At 44.5% G+C, this 18,450-nt stretch carries 15 protein-coding genes; 9 read left to right on the top strand and 6 right to left on the bottom strand.

Annotation, left to right across the window (positions count from 1 at the left end; genetic code table 11):
• Positions 1–151: 151 nt before the first annotated feature.
• Positions 152–547: a hypothetical protein gene (locus AC55NX_RS12080; RefSeq protein ID WP_496995967.1), complete on the top strand. Its 396-nt coding sequence runs from the start codon at positions 152–154 to the stop codon at positions 545–547.
• Between the two features lie 185 nt (positions 548–732).
• Complete coding sequence (locus tag AC55NX_RS12075) at positions 733–2,070, top strand: hypothetical protein (RefSeq protein ID WP_496995966.1); 1,338 nt, start codon at positions 733–735, stop codon at positions 2,068–2,070.
• A 370-nt stretch (positions 2,071–2,440) separates the two neighbouring features.
• Here the strand turns inward: AC55NX_RS12075 and gcvP are convergent, their stop codons facing one another.
• Positions 2,441–5,305 carry an aminomethyl-transferring glycine dehydrogenase gene (gene gcvP, locus AC55NX_RS12070; protein ID WP_496995965.1) on the bottom strand — a complete coding sequence of 955 codons (2,865 nt, stop codon included), beginning with the start codon at positions 5,303–5,305 and terminating at the stop codon, positions 2,441–2,443.
• A 97-nt stretch (positions 5,306–5,402) separates the two neighbouring features.
• A complete protein-coding gene (gene gcvH, locus AC55NX_RS12065; protein WP_059121892.1) occupies positions 5,403–5,780 on the bottom strand; it encodes a glycine cleavage system protein GcvH in 378 nt (125 codons plus the stop codon).
• Positions 5,781–6,255: 475 nt separating this feature from the next.
• Here gcvH and AC55NX_RS12060 point away from each other — a divergent pair, with 475 nt between their 5' ends.
• The 3 genes from AC55NX_RS12060 to AC55NX_RS12050 all read left to right on the top strand — a co-directional run bounded on the left by AC55NX_RS12060 (position 6,256) and on the right by AC55NX_RS12050 (position 9,260).
• Entirely contained in the window at positions 6,256–6,879 is a 624-nt protein-coding gene (locus tag AC55NX_RS12060; protein WP_496995964.1) for a helix-turn-helix domain-containing protein, read from the top strand.
• Positions 6,880–6,985: 106 nt separating this feature from the next.
• Positions 6,986–8,122 (top strand): glycine cleavage system aminomethyltransferase GcvT, encoded by a 1,137-nt coding sequence (gcvT, locus tag AC55NX_RS12055; protein WP_496995963.1) that lies wholly within the window; start codon positions 6,986–6,988, stop codon positions 8,120–8,122.
• 100 nt (positions 8,123–8,222) lie between these two features.
• Positions 8,223–9,260, top strand: coding sequence for a S1 family peptidase (locus AC55NX_RS12050; protein ID WP_496995962.1), 1,038 nt, complete (start codon positions 8,223–8,225; stop codon positions 9,258–9,260).
• On the opposite strand, the gene AC55NX_RS12045 is transcribed toward AC55NX_RS12050, so the two are convergent.
• Both AC55NX_RS12045 and AC55NX_RS12040 read right to left on the bottom strand, forming a co-directional pair.
• Positions 9,204–10,979 (bottom strand): EAL domain-containing protein, encoded by a 1,776-nt coding sequence (locus AC55NX_RS12045; RefSeq protein WP_496995961.1) that lies wholly within the window; start codon positions 10,977–10,979, stop codon positions 9,204–9,206. The genes AC55NX_RS12050 and AC55NX_RS12045 overlap by 57 nt on opposite strands.
• A gap of 76 nt (positions 10,980–11,055) precedes the next feature.
• Positions 11,056–11,532, bottom strand: coding sequence for a CreA family protein (locus AC55NX_RS12040; protein ID WP_496995960.1), 477 nt, complete (start codon positions 11,530–11,532; stop codon positions 11,056–11,058).
• A 245-nt stretch (positions 11,533–11,777) separates the two neighbouring features.
• On the opposite strand from AC55NX_RS12040, the gene AC55NX_RS12035 reads away from it, so the two are divergent.
• The 4 genes from AC55NX_RS12035 to AC55NX_RS12020 all read left to right on the top strand — a co-directional run bounded on the left by AC55NX_RS12035 (position 11,778) and on the right by AC55NX_RS12020 (position 15,081).
• The gene (locus AC55NX_RS12035) at positions 11,778–12,272 is read left to right on the top strand and encodes a flavodoxin (RefSeq protein WP_496995959.1); all 495 of its coding nucleotides are present in this window, start codon (positions 11,778–11,780) and stop codon (positions 12,270–12,272) included.
• Positions 12,273–12,469: 197 nt separating this feature from the next.
• The gene (locus AC55NX_RS12030; RefSeq protein ID WP_496995958.1) at positions 12,470–13,666 is read left to right on the top strand and encodes an acetate/propionate family kinase; all 1,197 of its coding nucleotides are present in this window, start codon (positions 12,470–12,472) and stop codon (positions 13,664–13,666) included.
• Between the two features lie 202 nt (positions 13,667–13,868).
• Positions 13,869–14,207 (top strand): divalent-cation tolerance protein CutA, encoded by a 339-nt coding sequence (gene cutA, locus AC55NX_RS12025; RefSeq protein WP_496995957.1) that lies wholly within the window; start codon positions 13,869–13,871, stop codon positions 14,205–14,207.
• 232 nt (positions 14,208–14,439) lie between these two features.
• Entirely contained in the window at positions 14,440–15,081 is a 642-nt protein-coding gene (locus AC55NX_RS12020) for a DNA-J related domain-containing protein (RefSeq protein WP_496995956.1), read from the top strand.
• A gap of 137 nt (positions 15,082–15,218) precedes the next feature.
• Here the strand turns inward: AC55NX_RS12020 and AC55NX_RS12015 are convergent, their stop codons facing one another.
• Together AC55NX_RS12015 and AC55NX_RS12010 are read right to left on the bottom strand one after the other, a co-directional pair.
• Complete coding sequence (locus AC55NX_RS12015) at positions 15,219–17,114, bottom strand: sensor domain-containing phosphodiesterase (protein WP_496995955.1); 1,896 nt, start codon at positions 17,112–17,114, stop codon at positions 15,219–15,221.
• A 123-nt stretch (positions 17,115–17,237) separates the two neighbouring features.
• Positions 17,238–18,446 carry a trans-2-enoyl-CoA reductase family protein gene (locus AC55NX_RS12010; protein ID WP_496995954.1) on the bottom strand — a complete coding sequence of 403 codons (1,209 nt, stop codon included), beginning with the start codon at positions 18,444–18,446 and terminating at the stop codon, positions 17,238–17,240.
• Positions 18,447–18,450 lie beyond the last annotated feature (4 nt).

Genomic DNA, 18,450 nt, shown 5'->3' with positions numbered 1-18,450 from the left:
GCTTCAAGAGGGACAGCTAACGTGCGGCATTTTTACTATGCGTTGGTTTTTGTGATTACGGTGTTATGCGTTAGGTTAGTAGTAGCGTTGGCTGCCCCTTAAGCGGGCGTTAGCAACCATCAATCTAGACCGATATATGAGGGTAAATAAGATGACAGAATCAATTAAGTTTGTAAGTGAACTTGAGTTTCGAAAAGATATAGAAGCGTTAGCAAAAGCAATTCGAAGTAGTGATATGAAGCCTTTAGTTCTTTTTGGTGAAAATGGGATTGGGAAAAGCCGAATTTTGAAGCACATCGGTGGGGTTCACGAAATTTATAAATATGGGGCACATAAAAACTTAAACCAAGTAATTAAAGAAATAATTCTTGAGTCTTTTAACCGAGGCTTTAATCAGGATGATAGTCAAAAAAGTATTCAGCATGTTTTTTCAATTAGTGATCAAGACTTGTTTAATGAAATAAAAAAAACTGGACTATTTCGCTGCTTTACTATGCGTCGGACAAGTCATACTGTTCTTACATTGGTATCAAGTGAACCGTTGTAAATAGTTGCTAACAAACGTCCAAGGAATCAACATACTTTTCCTAATCTGATAGAAACGCTGTCGAGAATCAGTTCTAAGACGTTTATGTCCATCGACGTTCCAGGTTGACATTGAAGGAAATGATTATTAATTTAAATTCACGGTTTAAATTTTCTTAAATAAAAAACACGATGGTGTAAATAAACATGTCTAAGAGAAGAAAAATAATTTATCAACCCTCAAGAAAGTTAGCTCCGAAATGTTTACCTGCTGATTTGGAACCAATGGCAAAAGATTTATATGAAAAGTCTTGTAAAGGCTCTTATCCTCTCTGGGATAAAATTAAATCCGATCCAAAGTCTTTTATTAATAATGACGACTTAAAAAATTATTTTTTAAAGTTAACTTATAATGGTATGAAAGCTGCGCAAGAACAGATGGTAAATTACATCTTGAATGTCGATAAGTTAGATTATTCAACGGAAGTTTTATTTAGAAGTATCGCTGATTCAATGGGTTGGATGATGATTCAAAATCAACTCTGCTATGCTAGAGCACTATACCAAGAACAACGTCAGCCAGACTTATTTAATTCCAATTTAGAGTCTGTGTTCGCTGCTGCAAATTCAATAATGGATGAAGATTCTTTGTCTTTTGCTTTAATTTCAGATTTAACGTCATTTATCCAATTAGGAGATATTTATTTATCTAGCTCTAGCAAAGGAAGCTGTGTTATTGAAGTAAAGTCTGGAAAAAATAATCATAAATTAATGAATTTTCTTTTTAACGCTAAAAATGATAATCAACCTTTTGAAAATGATTCTGAAAATTTATCTTTCAAAGATATAAAACAGATGGAGAGAATAATGAGACAAACCAATAGGATGTCACATTATACTAGATTAGTTAATAAAGGTGTTAGCTCCCATCCAGATACGAAAATGATTCACAAGATACCAAATGAAGAAGTTTTTGTTGAGTCATGGCTTGATGATTTTATTGAAGTACTTAATGGGAATAAAGTTAAAGATTGGTCTATAGGTGTAATTGATGATTATATTTTTGTGGGAAGTTACACCGGAAACAAAGCACTTCATATGGGACACTTAATTTTCAACAATTGGTTTGATGTTTCAGGCGGAACTCCTAATTGTCCACGAGTACTTTTGAATGACTCTATGATAGATCCATTAGCTCCCCCCGTTTTTGCTTTAGATATTCCAGAAGAAGATAAATTTGATGTGGTATTTGGTAGGAAAACTGTATGTATTGGTATTGTGGTCGACGAGTTTCTAAAAAGATGTGAGAAAGAGGGACTGACGGTTAGATTTGCAACTAACAAAGAAAAAGGGAAATTACTTCAATCTAAACATCGACCATATATGCACAAAGGAATGCCAGTTTATATAGGTAATGGTATAAATGAAATGGTATTGATGGAGGGAATATTTTTAAGAACGTTACATCATTATGAAAGACCAATATCTATAATAAAACATTACCTTAATGATCCTGAGCTTTTCGAACAAGGATTTGTTGATTAACTAATATGAATATATGGATAGTAAGTTTCCCCAATATATATTTCAAGTTAACTCTGGGCAAGCTTAAGTATGTACTGATATAGATTCTGACCCTCTTACTATAGGTAAAAAGGTCAGAATTCGTTTTGAATTTGCAGTATCGCTAGCATAAAACCTTATTTTACTCTTTGCTCTGCTGTCGGAATTATCCATAGAAATTTTTATCCGAAAATTAAATATGTAGAGCTGGTGTTCTAACTAAGAAATGTCCAAAAATGTTTTACAGCATAACAAAAAGGCGAACCACTCGGTTCGCCTTTGCTATTGATAACTCAGTCAGTCACAATCTTAATTACGGTCACAAACTTTATTATCGTCATCAAACCCAACTCTAACCCTCATAATCACTGACCGGCGGGCAGCTACAGATCAGGTTTCTGTCGCCATAAACATTATCGACCCGATTGACGGTTGGCCAGTATTTTGCTGACTGAGTATGTGGGGTCGGGAAGCAGGCGAGTGCACGGCTATATGGATGTTGCCAGTCGTCGGCGGCCAGATCAGCTTGTGTGTGCGGGGCATTCACCAGCGGATTATCCGTAAGCGGCCACACACCGGCAACGACTTGGTCGATCTCTTCACGAATGGCGATCATCGCGTCGCAGAAGCGATCTAACTCGGCCAGATCTTCCGATTCGGTCGGTTCGATCATCAATGTACCGGCCACCGGGAAGGACATCGTCGGCGCGTGGAAGCCATAGTCCATCAGCCGCTTGGCGATATCTTCTTCGGAAATGCCGGACGCCTCTTTGATGGGCCGAATATCGATAATACATTCGTGTGCAACGCGGCCGTTATCGCCTCGGTAGAGAATCGGATAATGGGCGCGGAGCCGCTCCATCACGTAGTTGGCATTCAGAATCGCCAGTTGAGTCGCTTCGGTTAATCCGGCGGTACCCATCATCGTAATATAAGCCCAGGATATCGGCAGAATCGAGGCACTGCCTAAATCTGCGGCCGCGACTGCATGGTCGTTGCCTTCGACGCCGGACTCAATGTGGCCGGGTAAAAATGGCGCCAGATGAGATTTCACTCCGATAGGGCCGACGCCCGGGCCACCGCCGCCGTGCGGGATACAGAACGTTTTATGCAGATTCAGGTGGGAGACATCCGAGCCGATAAAGCCGGGGCTGGTCAGTCCGACTTGTGCGTTCATATTCGCGCCGTCCAGATAAACCTGTGCGCCAATGGCGTGGATCAGTTCACATACCTGCCGGACATGCGTTTCGTACACGCCGTGGGTGGACGGGTAAGTAATCATGATGCAGGAGATTTCTTGCTGATATTTTTCGATCTTGGCTTTGAGGTCGGCAAGATCAATATTCCCGTTCGAGTCACAAGCGACGACGACAACATCCAGTGACACCATTGCGGCTGACGCAGGATTAGTGCCGTGCGCTGAGCTTGGAATCAAACAAATATGGCGGTTATTTTCACCGCGGCTCTGATGATAGCGCTGAATCGCAATCAGCCCGGCATATTCACCGGATGCACCGGAGTTCGGTTGCAACGAGAACGCATCATAACCGGTAATCGTGCATAGTTTGGTTTTTAAATCTTCGGCCAGCTCAGTATATCCGGCAACCTGACTTTTTGGGGCAAACGGATGGATTTGGCCGAATTCAGGCCATGTCACCGGAATCATCTCAGAGGCAGCATTGAGTTTCATGGTGCAACTGCCCAGCGGAATCATGCCGTGGGTCAGCGAGAAGTCTTTATTCTCCAGCGTTTTCAGATAACGCATCATCAGCGTTTCACTGTGATAACGATGGAAAACCGGGTGAGTCAGATAAGCGGATGTTCTGCGGCAGGATGCGGGAATCGCTGCGTATTCATCATGCTCAATCTCAGCGGCAATTTTTTCCGGATCGGCTTGGATGTCGAATACCGTAAACAGGGTCTGAAGATCATCCGGCGTTTTGGTTTCATCGAAACTGATGCCAAGGGCTTGCTCATAGCGACGCAGATTGAGCCCGGCTTGCTGTGCTTTTTGATACAGCGCATCGGTCTGGTCGCCGGTCTCAATTGTCAGGGTGTCAAAGAATGTCTGATGACGCAGAGTGTAACCCTGTAACGTCAGGCCGGCCGCCATGATTGCGGTCAGATGATGGGTTCGCCTAGCGATAGTTTTAAGCCCATCGGGACCATGATAGATGGCATAAAATACAGCCATGTTGGCCAGCAGTGCCTGCGCGGTACAGATATTCGAAGTCGCCTTCTCGCGCCGAATATGTTGTTCCCGGGTTTGCATCGCCATACGCAGCGCGGGCTGACCTTTGGCATCCACCGAGACCCCGATAATTCTGCCGGGCATAGTGCGTTTGTATTGATCGCGGGTTGCCATAAAGGCAGCATGAGGGCCGCCATAACCCATCGGTACGCCAAAGCGTTGGGAAGAACCAATCACAATATCGGCACCCATTTCTCCGGCCGGTTTGAGTAGCGTGCTGGCAAGCAAATCGGTAGCAACCGCAACCAAAGTTTTATTTTGATGGGCAGCCTCGATCACTGGGGTTAAATCAGTGACTTCACCGGTGGTTGTCGGATATTGCAGTAAAGCGCCGAAGACATCTTGCTGAGGCAGCTCGCTGACCGGCAACACCACCACTTCAAAATTCATGAATTCAGCGCGATTTTTGACCACTGCGATAGTTTGCGGATGAACATGATCCGCGATGAAAAAGCGTTGGCTTTTACTTTTGCCGGCTCTTTTACATAAGGCCATTGCTTCCGCTGCGGCGGTTGCTTCGTCCAAAAGTGAGGCATTGGCGATATCCATACCGGTTAAGTCAATCACCATCTGCTGGAAATTCAGCAGTGACTCTAAACGACCTTGCGAAATCTCAGGTTGGTAAGGGGTGTATGCGGTATACCAGCCGGGGTTTTCCAAAACATTGCGTTGAATGACACTGGGTGTAAGCGTGTCATAGTAACCCTGACCAATAAAACTGCGGGCAATTTGGTTTTTGCCTGCGATGCGTTTCAATGCCGCGAGCATCTCAGATTCGCTCATCGGTGCCGGTAACGACAGCGGATGTTCCAGACGAATGCCGGCCGGCACGGTTTCGTTGATCAGAGCTGCCAGACTTTCAGCACCAATGGTCTCGAGCATCATGGCTTGTTCCCGCTGACGCGGACCGTTGTGACGTGTTGCGAATTCTGTTTGAGAAGAGAGGTTGCGCAGTAGTTGAGTCATAATTTCCTTACCGTGACCACAAAAGGTATCCGTTGATATAAGCTGAATTCAGGGCATAAAAAAGCTGCGCACAAGAGATGTAAGCAGCTTTCGTTGATCAGTCTTCCAGTGTATTGAGATATTCTGCTTCGTCTTTCAGATCATCCAATTCAGTTGGATCCGTCATGCGGATTTTGGCAATCCACCCTCCTTCATACGGCTCTTCGTTAATCAGTTCAGGACGATCACCGAGATCTTCATTCACTTCAATAATAATGCCGCTAACCGGGGAATAGATATCAGATGCTGCTTTTACGGATTCGACCAATGAAAAGCTATCACCAGCATCCACGTCACTGTCAACATCAGGGAGTTCCACATATACGACATCACCTAACATTTGTTGTGCGTGTTCTGAAATGCCAACGGTAACAGTCCCGTCGCCGTGATTAAGAACCCATTCGTGACTGTCGGTAAACTTCAGCGTGTTATCCATGCATTTATCTCCAAAAAATCGATTATAACTCGTGCTCAGAGCGTCACCAGATTCATGATTTTATTCCTGAGGTGTGGTAAAAAATCAGTGAATGGCAGCAAAACATCATCAAAAAAATAAAATCTGTTTTGTTGTGTCATTCACCCTGAATCATGGGTTGTCCGACTCTTTCCATAGCGTAGCCAATTTAGATGATGTTACTAAGTTATCTTTAGCAAAATCTGAACGATGATATGTCTAACATTACCCGCTGAAGCAGCGGTAGGCAATAAAAATTTCTTATAGGAAACTTATTTTCTTGCTAGTATGTCAGTCATTGCCCATTCGAAGCGGTTTCAGTCAATTTTCAGGTAACAGTGATGATGTCGTGAACCACTGTGAGAAAAATGATGGTCGCACCGGAAGGCTATAATATTTATAACAATGACAAGATATTGATGGGATTGTCATTGCGTTTTACTTGAGGGGAAACACCATGGAAAAAAGTACGCTGGATGATAATCCTGCTTCGGTTATCACGCAGGAATCTCAGGAAAGTAATATCGATCCACTTCGATTAGGACAGCGTATTAAGGACATTCGTCTTGAGCTCGGTCTGACATTAGAAGAAGCAAGTCAGAAGACCGGATTGGCGAGATCGACACTGAGTAAAATTGAGAATGAGCAGATCTCTCCGACATTTCAGGCAATGCAAAAACTGGCGCATGGCCTGGAAATCGGGATGCCACAGATATTTGAGCCGCCGAAGAGAGTGCTTGCCACAGGGCGGAGAGACATTACGTTAGCAGGACGAGGCAAGCCACATCCGACGTCAACCTACGAACATGAACTATTGGCGACTCAGCTATCCGGTAAAAAAATGACGCCGTTTAAGACCCGGGTTCGTGCCAGACAGTTTGAGGAATTCGGCGATTGGGTCCGGCATGATGGTGAAGAGTTTTTGCTGGTGCTTGAGGGATCGGTAATGTTGTATACCGAGTTTTATGAGCCGATCACGCTGAGTGTCGGTGACAGTGTCTATTATGATGCCAGCATGGGACATGCACTCATTTCCGTCAGTGATGATGATGCACTGATTTTATGGGTGACGGCGAAATAATCAATTGATGTGTGTTTCAAGGTGTTTATTATAGGAAACACATTTATAAAATCAGAAATAAGGTCTGCTTTGCCGGACGATCGGACGTATGAAAAGGGAGAACCACATGTCATCTGAACAAGAAAACCAGTCGCTGTTAAGAACGCCGCTGTATGCTTTACATCAAGAATTTGGCGCAAAAATGGTACCGTTTGCCGGATATGAAATGCCGGTTCAGTATCCTTTAGGAGTCAAGAAAGAACATTTACATACTCGTGAAGCTGCCGGCTTATTTGACGTGTCTCATATGGGACAGATCTGTTTGACAGGAGAGGGCGCGGCATTGGCGCTGGAATCACTGGTTCCTGTCGATGTGGTTGATCTGCCGGTTGGTAAACAGCGTTATGGTTTTTTGACCAATGAAAATGGTGGAATCCTTGATGATTTAATGATCGCCAATTTAGGTGACTGTCTGTTTGTGGTCATCAATGCCGCCTGTAAACAGCAAGATATTGCGCATCTAAAACAGCATTTACCTGCACATCTGGTTTTGGAAGAGATGGCTGATCGGGCACTGCTGGCCTTACAAGGTCCGATGGCCGCCAGCGTATTATCACAACTGGCTCCTGAAGTCGCAGAGATGCATTTTATGGATATCCGCCGCGTGTCGTTGTTGGACGTCGAGTGTATTGTCAGTCGCAGTGGTTATACGGGGGAAGATGGTTATGAAATCTCTGTTCCGGCCGATCAGGCGGAGCGGCTGGCTCACCATCTCCTCACATTCGATGAGGTTGCTCTGATTGGCCTCGGTGCTCGCGATTCGCTGCGGTTGGAATGTGGTTTGTGCCTGTATGGTCATGATTTGGATGAAACCACGACCCCTGTGGAAGCCAGCTTACTTTGGGCAATCAGTCCGGTGCGTCGGGCGGGTGGTGCCAGAGCGGGTGGCTTTCCAGGGGCTGCGGTGATTCTGGAGCAGATTGAACAGCAATCAGCGCAGCGCAAGCGTGTCGGGCTTGTCGGACAGACCAAAGCTCCGGTTCGGGAAGGGACGGTGTTATTTGATCAGCAAGGCCGACAGATTGGTATTGTGACCAGCGGTACATCGGGGCCAACAGCGGGACAGCCGGTATCGATGGGATATATTGCCAGCGAGTATGCAACCCTCGACTCCGAGATTTATGCGGATGTACGCGGTAAGATGCTGCCGATGACGGTGACCAGAATGCCGTTTGTACCTCAGCGTTATTATCGGGGAAAATGAATCATTGAATCAAATTGAAAAGGAAAATACAGAAAGTATTTTCCTTTTTTTTTCGCGCGGCTATGATAAGCCATACTTTTATCAATGACGAAATATTCTAATGTTTTCAAAGTGGATTCGCACAGCACTATGCTGTTGTTGTTTAGTCTCTTCACCTGCATTTTCGAGTGATGTCTCTCCTTATATTGTCAACGGCACGGAAACATCGGTGGTCACTTATCCTGACTTTGTCAGTTTGTTTTATGATCGGTCAGAGTATGACCTGATATACGGTGAACATAGCTTATGTGGCGGAACCATGTTGAGCGACCAGTACGTGCTGACGGCGGCGCACTGTATTTTTAGTGGTGGCAGTATTGATGAAGAGTTTATGTTGTTTATGGCCGTCGGGCAGACTGATGATGAGACGGACTGGATTTATAACATTACCACCGTCAGACCGGCTGAGTTTTATTATTTCAGTTCATTTAGTGATTCGGAAAGTGATCTGTGGAAAGACGATATTGCGATTATTAAACTGGTATCATCGTTAAATACTGGCGGTACTGTCAATCGCCCACCCACGGATGAGTCCTATCGGAGTAATACCGAGAGTTTTACTGCAATCGGTCATGGCAATACCACAACCAATACCACAACGTATAAGTTATTAAAAACATCAATGGATTATGTTGACCAGTCAACCTGTGCTGCACAAAATTCCGGGTTGCATGATTCTCAAATCTGTTTTTCTGGCGGATCGGCTGCCACGATGAATAATGGGGTTTGTTCCGGAGACTCAGGTGGGCCGATCTACTGGAGTGACAGTGGTACGCTGCGTCAAGTTGGTATAACCAGCTTCGGGCCGACGATTTGTGGTTCTGGCTCGGTGACGGGGGTTTTTACCGAGGTGGCGGATTATGACGATTGGATAACCAATGTTTTGAATGGCAGTATTGCACCAAATTATATTGCAACGGATACAAAACGCCTGGAGTATTATCAGACACAGATTTTATCTCAATCGGATTTAAGTAGCAGTGCAACAACGAGTAATAGCTCAGGCGGAGGTGGATCGATAGGATGGCACTTGCTGTGGTTGCTATTCGGTATTTGGGGATATCGATGGAAGGGGAGCGCGTCTGCCACAACTCGATAAGACTGACATACCCATCATGTTTGATGGGTTGTAGTTCATGGCCGCTGCAAGCGATAATGGTTTTGCAAACCAGTAACCTTGCAGATGAGAAGCACCCATCGCGTGAAATTGACGTAACATGTCGCTGTTTTCAATCCCTTCGATGACAACACTGATGTGCTCTTTCCGGCATAACTCGATTAAGAATTCCAAAAACTGGCAAGAGTTATGATTTTGCATGGTCTTCATTGAGAAGTATCGGTCTATCTTGATTTGATCAAATGGCAGGTCAAAAAAGCTGTGGATAGAGCTGAAACCTGCCCCGAAATCATCCAGAGACAGTAAAAAACCAAGAGCATTCAAACGGTTGATCTGTTGAAGTGCATATTTATGTTCATCAAGAATTACGGTTTCAGTCAATTCGAGAATGATCGAACCAGGCTTGAGCCCTGATTCTAATGTGATTCGTAACATTTCATCGGGAAAATTACTATTCAATAACTGTAAGACCGACACATTGACGTTCACTCGGGCGAAGGCTTGATTTGTGACGTTATAGTGATTGATGAACTGGCACGCTTTTTCGAACACTTGATAACCCAGCTCAACGATGAGGCCTTTGTTTTCAGCCACGGGGATGAATTCATCGGGATAAATATGACCGTAATCTTTGGAATACCATCTGACTAAAGCTTCGAAACTGGAGACTTTTCCTGTTGTGGTATCAACAATGGGCTGATACTTGACCGAGAGGCTTTTATTTCTTAACACATCTTTTAAGCCGCTTTCGATGTAAAAATAGCGATCCACTTTTTTTTGCGTATGCCCCTCATACACTTCGATCTGAGACTGACTTTGTTCATTGGCGAATGCACATGTTCTAAAGGCGATACTCAAGATTTCTTCACTTTCAAGCTGATGGTCACAATCCGGATAAATCCCGAGACTCATGCCATTGGCAAAGAGGGTATTTTGTTGTGCCATGCAGGTTTGATAACGGAAAATAAATTGGGTACACATCATTCTGAGAGAAGTATGCGAAACCGAATCTCTGAATAGTACTGCGTATGTATCCAAACTGACCCGGTAAAGTGTTGCGTTTTCGTGAGGAAAGACTTTGGCCGCTGATTTGACATTGGTGATGACGTTTTTGAGTAGCGTGGAACCGTATTCGATCAGATAGGATTGTAATTCATGAATCTGAATATAAATGACCGAAAAGTCGTTGTTTGTTGATTGAACAAGTAAGTCCAGATCTAAAAGTAGTTTTCTCAGATTAAACAGGGAGGAACTATCATCATAGAAAGCAGCTTCTTTGAGATAGGTTTCCATCATTTTTTTATCAGAGATATCCCGGTGGCTTCCGACGATGTAAGTTTGACCGTCCTCGGTCAAACAGATCGCACTTCCTTCGATCCATAAGTAATTCCCGTCGGTTTTTTTTACCCGATATTGAGTGGTCATCCGTTGCTCAAAAGTATCGATATGGTAGTCGACTCGGTTGATCAGTAATGCCTGATCGTCAGGATGAACAAGCGCATACCATGCGGAGATATGAATCGTGGGTGACTGAATACCAAACTGAACATAGAAATTAGGGTTATAAAATGTCAGATGGCCTTCTGCATCCATATGAAATATCCCTTCATTGAACACATCAAAAATATGGATGAGGCGCATTTTATATTCGTTGTTGGGCGGCTGAACTTGTGACACCGCTTCCCCCAAGTCTTTTTGCATGAAATTGAAGGCTCCTTGACGCCAATTTATATGCTCATCAATCTTATTCGCTGGTTGGTCGTGTGAGAGTATTATCTCAATGATTCGGTTCTGGCTGCTTTTGATAGGCTTTTGTTCCCCATAGCGGCACCGTTGATATACTGTGTTTGAAGCTGCCGGAAGTCTCTTTAGTGGAGTAAGAGACATAGATCAGCGTTTGCGTCTTCGGGTCATATATTCTGCGCATTTTCATTGACTTAAAGAAAATACTTTTGGATTTTTTGAAAATCACTTCCCCAGAATCTGACTTGTTAATTTTTGCGATCATTTCAGGGGTTATCTCCCCTGTTTGCCGACAGGCAATCGATGAGTCGGATGGATCGGATAAACTGAGATCAGCTTCAATGCTGGCAATATGGCAGGTAACACCGGTAACGATGGGATCAATGAGCTGATTGATTTTGATATCTTGGGTTGTAAATAGGCCTAAACTGACATCACCAACTTCGTCGTTATCACAAGCAGTGAGTCCCAGAGAAAGCAGTGATGCGATAAATATATTCTTGAGTCTCATGTTTGGTTTCCAGCCGTCAAATGAGTCTGTCCATCATATCAAGATATTTGAGGATTCCCAAATAAAGTGAGCCGGATGAAGGAATTACCATGACATTGTATATGAATACCACGGTGAAATGATGATTGCCAATAGGGACTTTTCGGCAGTGCCATCAACACGGACATCACTTTTATCCCCTTTTCGGGGCATATTCGAGTAAGATGGCGTATTCCCCCCCCCTGATATTGAAATAATAGGGTTTTATGAATATCGCACAAATGAAAAACCAGTGGTTATCAGATCAAGTGGATGTTGCTTATCCAACCCCCCTCAGTTTGGTGGGGCGTGATCTTTATCTGGCATCGCTCCAGCAATGTACATATCAAGATGTCGAATTAGGGACCGTCGCTGAGTTGATACCACAGGATGTCTATCGTGTTGATTTTCATCGTCTAACCGTAATGTTTGCTCAGATCCAGGCCGAACAATACCGCGCATCGGCAGAAAAAGAAGCCATTATCGAGTTCTTTACACAAATTATCTATTCTCCGCCCTGTGAGTTGTATCTTGGTTTTGAGCATGGTGAACCGGTTGCCGCCGGGATTTTAACTCAGACAAAATCGGATGTTTTGGTGTCTGATTTAGTGATTGTTCCGGCCTGTTCAACTTATGATGCACCGCTCGATTTTGCATATCAGATCTTAAAGCACGGCCAAATTGATGCCGACCGGGTTTGTTGCGTTGAGCGAAAGGTATAGACGTGTTTACTGAGTAAATTCATATATTTTTAGTTCGAAAATAAATTATTCTTTGTTCTCGATCATAAAAAAATGGCTTAAGAATCAACGCATATTAAAATAAAGTTGAAACATTCAAAAAATATTGAATAATGGATGCGTTGATTGTTAGGAGAAGCATTTGCTTCAATATTCATTTGAATACAGGATAAAGCCTTATGTCGAACTCGTATGTGTTGGTCGTTAATTCAGGTAGTTCATCCCTTAAATTCGCGGTGATCGACTCTCAAAGCGGTGAAGCTATTGTTAGTGGGTTAGGTGAATGTTTCGGATTATCCGAGGCTGTTATCAGTTGGAAATATCAGGGTGAGAAAACAGAGGAAACGATCGATTATCCTGATAATCATCACCAACATGCGGTTGATCGGATTGTCAAACTGATTGAGTCTCTCGGACTGAATGACAGCATCATCGCCGTCGGGCACCGGGTTGTTCACGGGGGAGAAAAATTTACTTCGACGGTTCGAATCAATGAACAGGTCATTACCGAAATTGAGCAACTGGCAGAACTCGCGCCTTTACACAATCTAGCCCATGTCAAAGGGATTCGCGCAGCAGTTAAAGCATTTCCTTCGCTACCTCAGTTTGTTGTGTTCGATACCGCATTTCACCAGACCATGCCGAAAAAAGCCTACCGGGATGCAATTCCGACTGAACTTTACGACAAATATGCGATTCGCCGTTATGGTTTTCATGGTACCAGCCACTATTATGTCAGCCGTGAAGCGGCAAAAATGCTGGATAAAGATGTCAATGACACCAATGTAATTTCTGTTCATTTGGGGAATGGGGCATCTGTCTGTGCGATTCGGGATGGTCAGAGTGTTGATACGTCGATGGGATTCACCCCTCAAGCCGGATTGATGATGGGAACGCGCTCCGGTGATATTGACCCGGGTATTATTGAGTTTTTATTAAAGAAAGGCTGGACGCAAGAACAAGTGTTCGACACTTTGTATAAAAAGTCAGGTTTTCTGGGGTTATCCGGTCTGACTTCAGATGCCCGTGGCGTGTTAGAAGCTATGGAACAAGGCCATGAAGATGCCAAACTCGCATTTGAAGTGTTTACCTATCGAGTTGCAAAATATATTGCTTCATACATGATTCCGCTTCAGCGCGTCGATGCAATTATATTTACTGGCGGTATCGGCGAAAATTCACTGCCGATTCGTCGCGAAATTCTGAATTATTTGCGCGTGTTCGGATTTGTGGAAGATGAAGCCGCTAATGAAGCAGCACGATTTGGTAATTCAGGCGTGATTGCGCACTCTGAAATACACAATGCGGTTGCAATGGTGATTCCAACCAATGAAGAGTTAGTCATTGTACAGCAGTCAGTTGCATTGCTAGATTAATCGATATTTCACGATTGAAGGCCAACCTTTGGTGAGGTTGGCCTTTTTTATATCTGTCTCCTTCTGCCTGACAAATGGCCGATTTACCTTATATACGCTATGATTTTATGGGGTTGATGTTTCATCGTGTCGGACGTCCGGTCATGTTTTTGGTTGCTGGGCTATAATCAGGACATGATGAGAGGACAAAGGGATAAGTCAGATGACGGAAACACCGTTCTGTATGGTGCTGACTACAATCAACAGTCAGGAAGGTTGTCAGGCAATAGTCTCACGCCTATTGTCTGCACAACTGGTTGCTTGTATTCAGACATTACCGATCAATAGCCATTATCGCTGGGAGGGGGAAATCTGTACCGATCAGGAGATACTACTGTTGATGAAAACTCAGAGTCGTCATTATCAGGCGGTTGAGTTGGCGATTCGGGAAGTCCATTCGTACGAAATACCACAAATTATTCAAATCCCAGTGATGGATGGGTCTCAGGCTTACCTTCATTGGATTGAGACAGTGACACTGCATCCGGAAGAGCGGGGATAAATCAACTTGTCCCCGCTTGACGTTTGAATGGCGTATTTGGGAGCAGATGCGTGTGATCACTGTGAAGGCAATTTGTAAAAGCCATGGTTGTTGCGTGGCATTGGCAATAACGTCACAGAAAGAAGACAGGACGCTGATGCTGCTATAGGAAAATAGGGAAGAACAGGATAGTCTGTATCGAGTATCCTTCAATCGATAGACGGCAGTGAGAATGCTCTCAAGGAGTGCAGTAATGTCAGGAAATCAGAGCTTACAAACGGTATTCCATACACAGATGGAAAATCCACTGATTTGGCCTATTTTGGAAGTGCTGAAACGAGAATGCTCGGGCTGGAAAGTCCACACGCTTTCAGCCCGGTTGAATGAATTGGGGTATGTCCCGGAGTTAGATTCATCCCCGGGAAAGGATATCTTCAAACGCAATTTTTTGATTATGAATGCACTCTATCAACTGCAAGAGATGCTTTATCCCGAGCGCTGGCTTCAGGTCGAGGCGATGGATATTGAGTTACGTTTGGTGAGCAGTCATGTCGCGTATTTCATTGATCAGGCCGACCCGCTACGCATGTATTATACCGACTGGAGTAATTATGAAGCGAGTGAAGGCGAAGTCAAACGTCTGCTGAATGAATTCTGGACCCGTTATCGGCAATATATTGGTCAGGATGACAACGTGACCGATATGGATCGAGCCAGAGCATTACGGTTATTCGAATTACCCGTTGATGCCAGTGATACGGAAATCCGGAAAACATGGCGTAAGCTGGCGCTGCGCTGGCATCCGGATCGAGATAATGGTGATACGGAAAGGTTCCGAACCTTGTGTGAAGCGTGGCATATTCTGCGTCAGACGGCTGCGGATAAAATGATATGAGGTGACGGTGTCACCTTTTTGATATTCAACATAATCTGCAAAGAAGTCATCAGTCAATCGTTATCCCAAACTGCCGTGAGGCTGTTTTTGGGGAGTGTTTGTGATCACATGTCTTTAATGATCATTGACTGATAGTGTTAATTAATCTGCTGTAACTGAGACTGCATTTGTTGCACCAAACTGTCTTCAAACACATCAGCAGGGACGGGGCGTCCGTATAAAAAACCTTGCCCGTAGTCACAACCTTCCGCGATGATAAACTGCTCTTGTGCTTCTGTTTCAACCCCTTCAATGATGATTTGCAATTTGAGTTTTTTGGCGACTTGAATGATAGAGCGCACAATTTCTTTGTCCTCTTCACTCTCTTCCAGTGAATGCACAAAGCTTTTATCGATCTTAATACAATCGAAAGGAAATTTTTTCAGATAACTGAACGACGCATATCCGGTACCGAAGTCATCAAGTGATAGGGTGACTCCGAATTCATGAAGAATCTGAAGAATATCGCTAGCCACTTTTTCATCGGTGATCAAACCGCTTTCAGTGACTTCTATTTCCAGATGATGGGCCGGAAGTTGGTAGGCTTGCAAAAACTGTTTGACTTGCTCAACAAAGCGAATGTCCCGTAACTGCTTGGCTGAAACATTGACCGCAATTTTAAAATCGCTCAGATAGCGCGTCCACTGGCTGGCTTTTTCGATTGCCGTTTTCAGCACAAAGTTTCCCACCTCAAAGATCAGACCATTTTTTTCTGCCAAGTGAATCAGCGTTTCACTGGAGATTTCCCCCAAAACAGGATGACGCCAGCGTAGTAACGCTTCTGCGCCGGTCCAAAGCCGAGTTGTCGGACAGACTTTAGGCTGAAAATAGAGCATCAGATCGCCATTTCTTACCGCATGAAGCAGATAGTTTTCTAACTGGTGAAGGCGGAGTTGAGATTGGGCGAGCGCTTCTGAATGGTAGTAATACAAATGGCCGGAGTCTTTGCACGAAATCATCGCTGTGGACGCTTGTTCCAGAAGCCCGGTGACCGTGGTGTCCTCACCGGAAATGGCGATGCCAATATAAGCATGTAAGTGAATCGACTGATGATGAATATGAAAGACGGCTTTGCTCATCAGTACCAGCTTCTCACATAGGATATCCACATCCCGTTTCAGGTGGCCGGATTGCACAATCAGAGCCAAATCGGTGGAATTGGGTCGAGCGGTTAACAGTTCAATGTCTTCAAGTTCCAGCGATTCGAGTTGTGCATGATAGTGTTTCAGGACGTTTTCCCACTCTTGATAACCAAAGCGGGTTTGCAAATGGCGGGCATTGCTGAAGCCGATATGGATCACCGCAAATTTTTCACCGCGTGCTGCACAGTTTGCCAAGCGATTCTTGAGCTCGTCTTCCAATGCGAAACGGTTGAGAAAACCTGTACTGGGATCGTGACGCTTATTATATTGCAATTGCCGTTCGACAACTTTGCGGCGATCGATTTCTTGATGTAGCGTCTGAGTCAGATTGACATAATCGACCGTATCGTGAGAAAGCGTGTTTTCAATGTAGTGATTGAGTCGGTTGATCTCAGATTGCTGCGTCAATATTCTCAAATGAGATTCTATCGCGGACTGAAGGCTTTCCAGTAACTGAAATTCCAGCTCATGAAAATGGTGTATCTGGCTATCGATAATCACCAACATACCGAATGGTATTTGATTGGGGAAATACAGTGGTAACCCGGCATAAGACATGACCGGATCCGGTAAATAAGTCGATAGGGTCGGTTCTTCTTCAATATCAGAAACCCACAGTGGCTGACCTGATTCGAGAACAATCTGATGGAGTTTACATGCACAGAGCTCATCAAGGTTGAGTACACCCGATGAGTGATGACTATGACATATTCGCTCGTTCATACCTTCACGACAGCGTAGCAGCATCACCGTCGGAGAAGATAGAATCCCAGCAGCGAGATTCACAATATTTTGCCAGTTATCCAGAATGTGTTCCGGAATGATCAAATGGTTCGGGTGATTATTTGGCATGGTTTGATATTCCTGAGCTCAGCTGTTTCATAAAAGTCAGCACTCTATTTATAATCTAGCAAAAAAAAGCTTCGAGCACATACTCGAAGCTATAAAAACGTCAGAGTGAGCACGATATCATCGTTATTCTTTTGTTGCGAATTTGATAAAAGGTCGGAGGTCGATCGGTGCGTCCTCATCAATAGTGGGCCAGTCGAAACCGTTCAGCCGCATAAATGCTGCTTTGAATGTCTGATAAGCATCGAGCTGAGAAAAGTTATCGACATTGATTTTTGCCAATAATTGCTGCGTTTTAGTTTGTACTTCAGGAGAAAGCTCGCGCTCATCCAAGCGAATCAGTCGTTCCCCATCGACGGGGACAGTCTCCGGACCATACAGTTTGGTGGTGAAAAGGCGTTGCATCTGGCTGTTGCAGTTTTCATTCACACCTAAAGCCTGCATTGCCTGATTCAAAGCAATCAAATAAGGGCTCAAACCGGGAATAAATATACTGGCCCGGGTGAGCAAAGCCTGACAGACTACCGCATAAGCATGACCCCCATAGTTGGCAAGCTTCAGATTCAGGGAGTGGCTGGTTTGATGTAAATCGACTTTTGCCCGCCCCAGGGTGCCGTCCAGATAAATAGGATGGGTCAACGCAGAGCCGATATAAGAAAACGCAATGGATTGGCAACCATCAGCAATCGATTCTGAATTAATCAATGTATCAATCCATGCTTCCCAGTCTTCTCCGCCCATCACTTTGAGGGTCGAGTCGATCTCTTCTTCTAAAGCGGGTTCAAGCACGACATCGTGCCATTGATCCTGACCCAAATCGAGCAAGACACTCTGTATTGACTGGCCAATCGGTTTAATGGCGGAGTACCAGAAGCTATCACTGCCTTCTGCTTTTCGACGTTTGCCTGAAGCGACACTGTAAATGATGAGATCAACTTCTCCTTCAAAGTAAGTCTCAATCGCTTCGATCACAGCTTCTTTCGTGCGGCGGGAAAACACATCCCCCTGAATATTAATCGCAGTGCGGCCTTCACGTTGCGCATACTGTTTGAAGTAGTAGTTGTTGTAAAAACCAGCACTACCGGAGTGATTCGTCTGCGGTAGTGTATCAAGAGAGACACCGATAGTATCGGCTTCAGCACCGCCAAATGTGAGTGCGATCCGCGCAGCAAGCCCCAGTCCGGAAGATGCACCTAAGATGAGCACGCGTTTTGGGCCGTGTTGAATCGGAGTTGCGGTCTTAGCATATTGAATTTGTTGTATAATCGATTGCTCGCAACCGTAAGGATGTGCGCTATGTGCAACAACGCCATTGATCTTTGGGGTTATGTGCATGTCG

The organism is Vibrio rubrogenes, assembly GCF_059641415.1.
The sequence above is the reverse complement of the archived record's forward strand: the minus strand, read 5'-3'. Positions and strand labels throughout refer to the sequence as shown.

Coding starts and splice junctions, on each gene's coding strand:
- AC55NX_RS12080 (WP_496995967.1), top strand. CDS start 152: ATGACAGAATCAATTAAGTTTGTAAGTGAACTTGAGTTTCGAAAAGAT.
- AC55NX_RS12075 (WP_496995966.1), top strand. CDS start 733: ATGTCTAAGAGAAGAAAAATAATTTATCAACCCTCAAGAAAGTTAGCT.
- gcvP (WP_496995965.1), bottom strand. CDS start 5,305: ATGACTCAACTACTGCGCAACCTCTCTTCTCAAACAGAATTCGCAACA.
- gcvH (WP_059121892.1), bottom strand. CDS start 5,780: ATGGATAACACGCTGAAGTTTACCGACAGTCACGAATGGGTTCTTAAT.
- AC55NX_RS12060 (WP_496995964.1), top strand. CDS start 6,256: ATGGAAAAAAGTACGCTGGATGATAATCCTGCTTCGGTTATCACGCAG.
- gcvT (WP_496995963.1), top strand. CDS start 6,986: ATGTCATCTGAACAAGAAAACCAGTCGCTGTTAAGAACGCCGCTGTAT.
- AC55NX_RS12050 (WP_496995962.1), top strand. CDS start 8,223: ATGTTTTCAAAGTGGATTCGCACAGCACTATGCTGTTGTTGTTTAGTC.
- AC55NX_RS12045 (WP_496995961.1), bottom strand. CDS start 10,979: ATGCAAAAAGACTTGGGGGAAGCGGTGTCACAAGTTCAGCCGCCCAAC.
- AC55NX_RS12040 (WP_496995960.1), bottom strand. CDS start 11,532: ATGAGACTCAAGAATATATTTATCGCATCACTGCTTTCTCTGGGACTC.
- AC55NX_RS12035 (WP_496995959.1), top strand. CDS start 11,778: ATGAATATCGCACAAATGAAAAACCAGTGGTTATCAGATCAAGTGGAT.
- AC55NX_RS12030 (WP_496995958.1), top strand. CDS start 12,470: ATGTCGAACTCGTATGTGTTGGTCGTTAATTCAGGTAGTTCATCCCTT.
- cutA (WP_496995957.1), top strand. CDS start 13,869: ATGACGGAAACACCGTTCTGTATGGTGCTGACTACAATCAACAGTCAG.
- AC55NX_RS12020 (WP_496995956.1), top strand. CDS start 14,440: ATGTCAGGAAATCAGAGCTTACAAACGGTATTCCATACACAGATGGAA.
- AC55NX_RS12015 (WP_496995955.1), bottom strand. CDS start 17,114: ATGCCAAATAATCACCCGAACCATTTGATCATTCCGGAACACATTCTG.
- AC55NX_RS12010 (WP_496995954.1), bottom strand. CDS start 18,446: ATGCACATAACCCCAAAGATCAATGGCGTTGTTGCACATAGCGCACAT.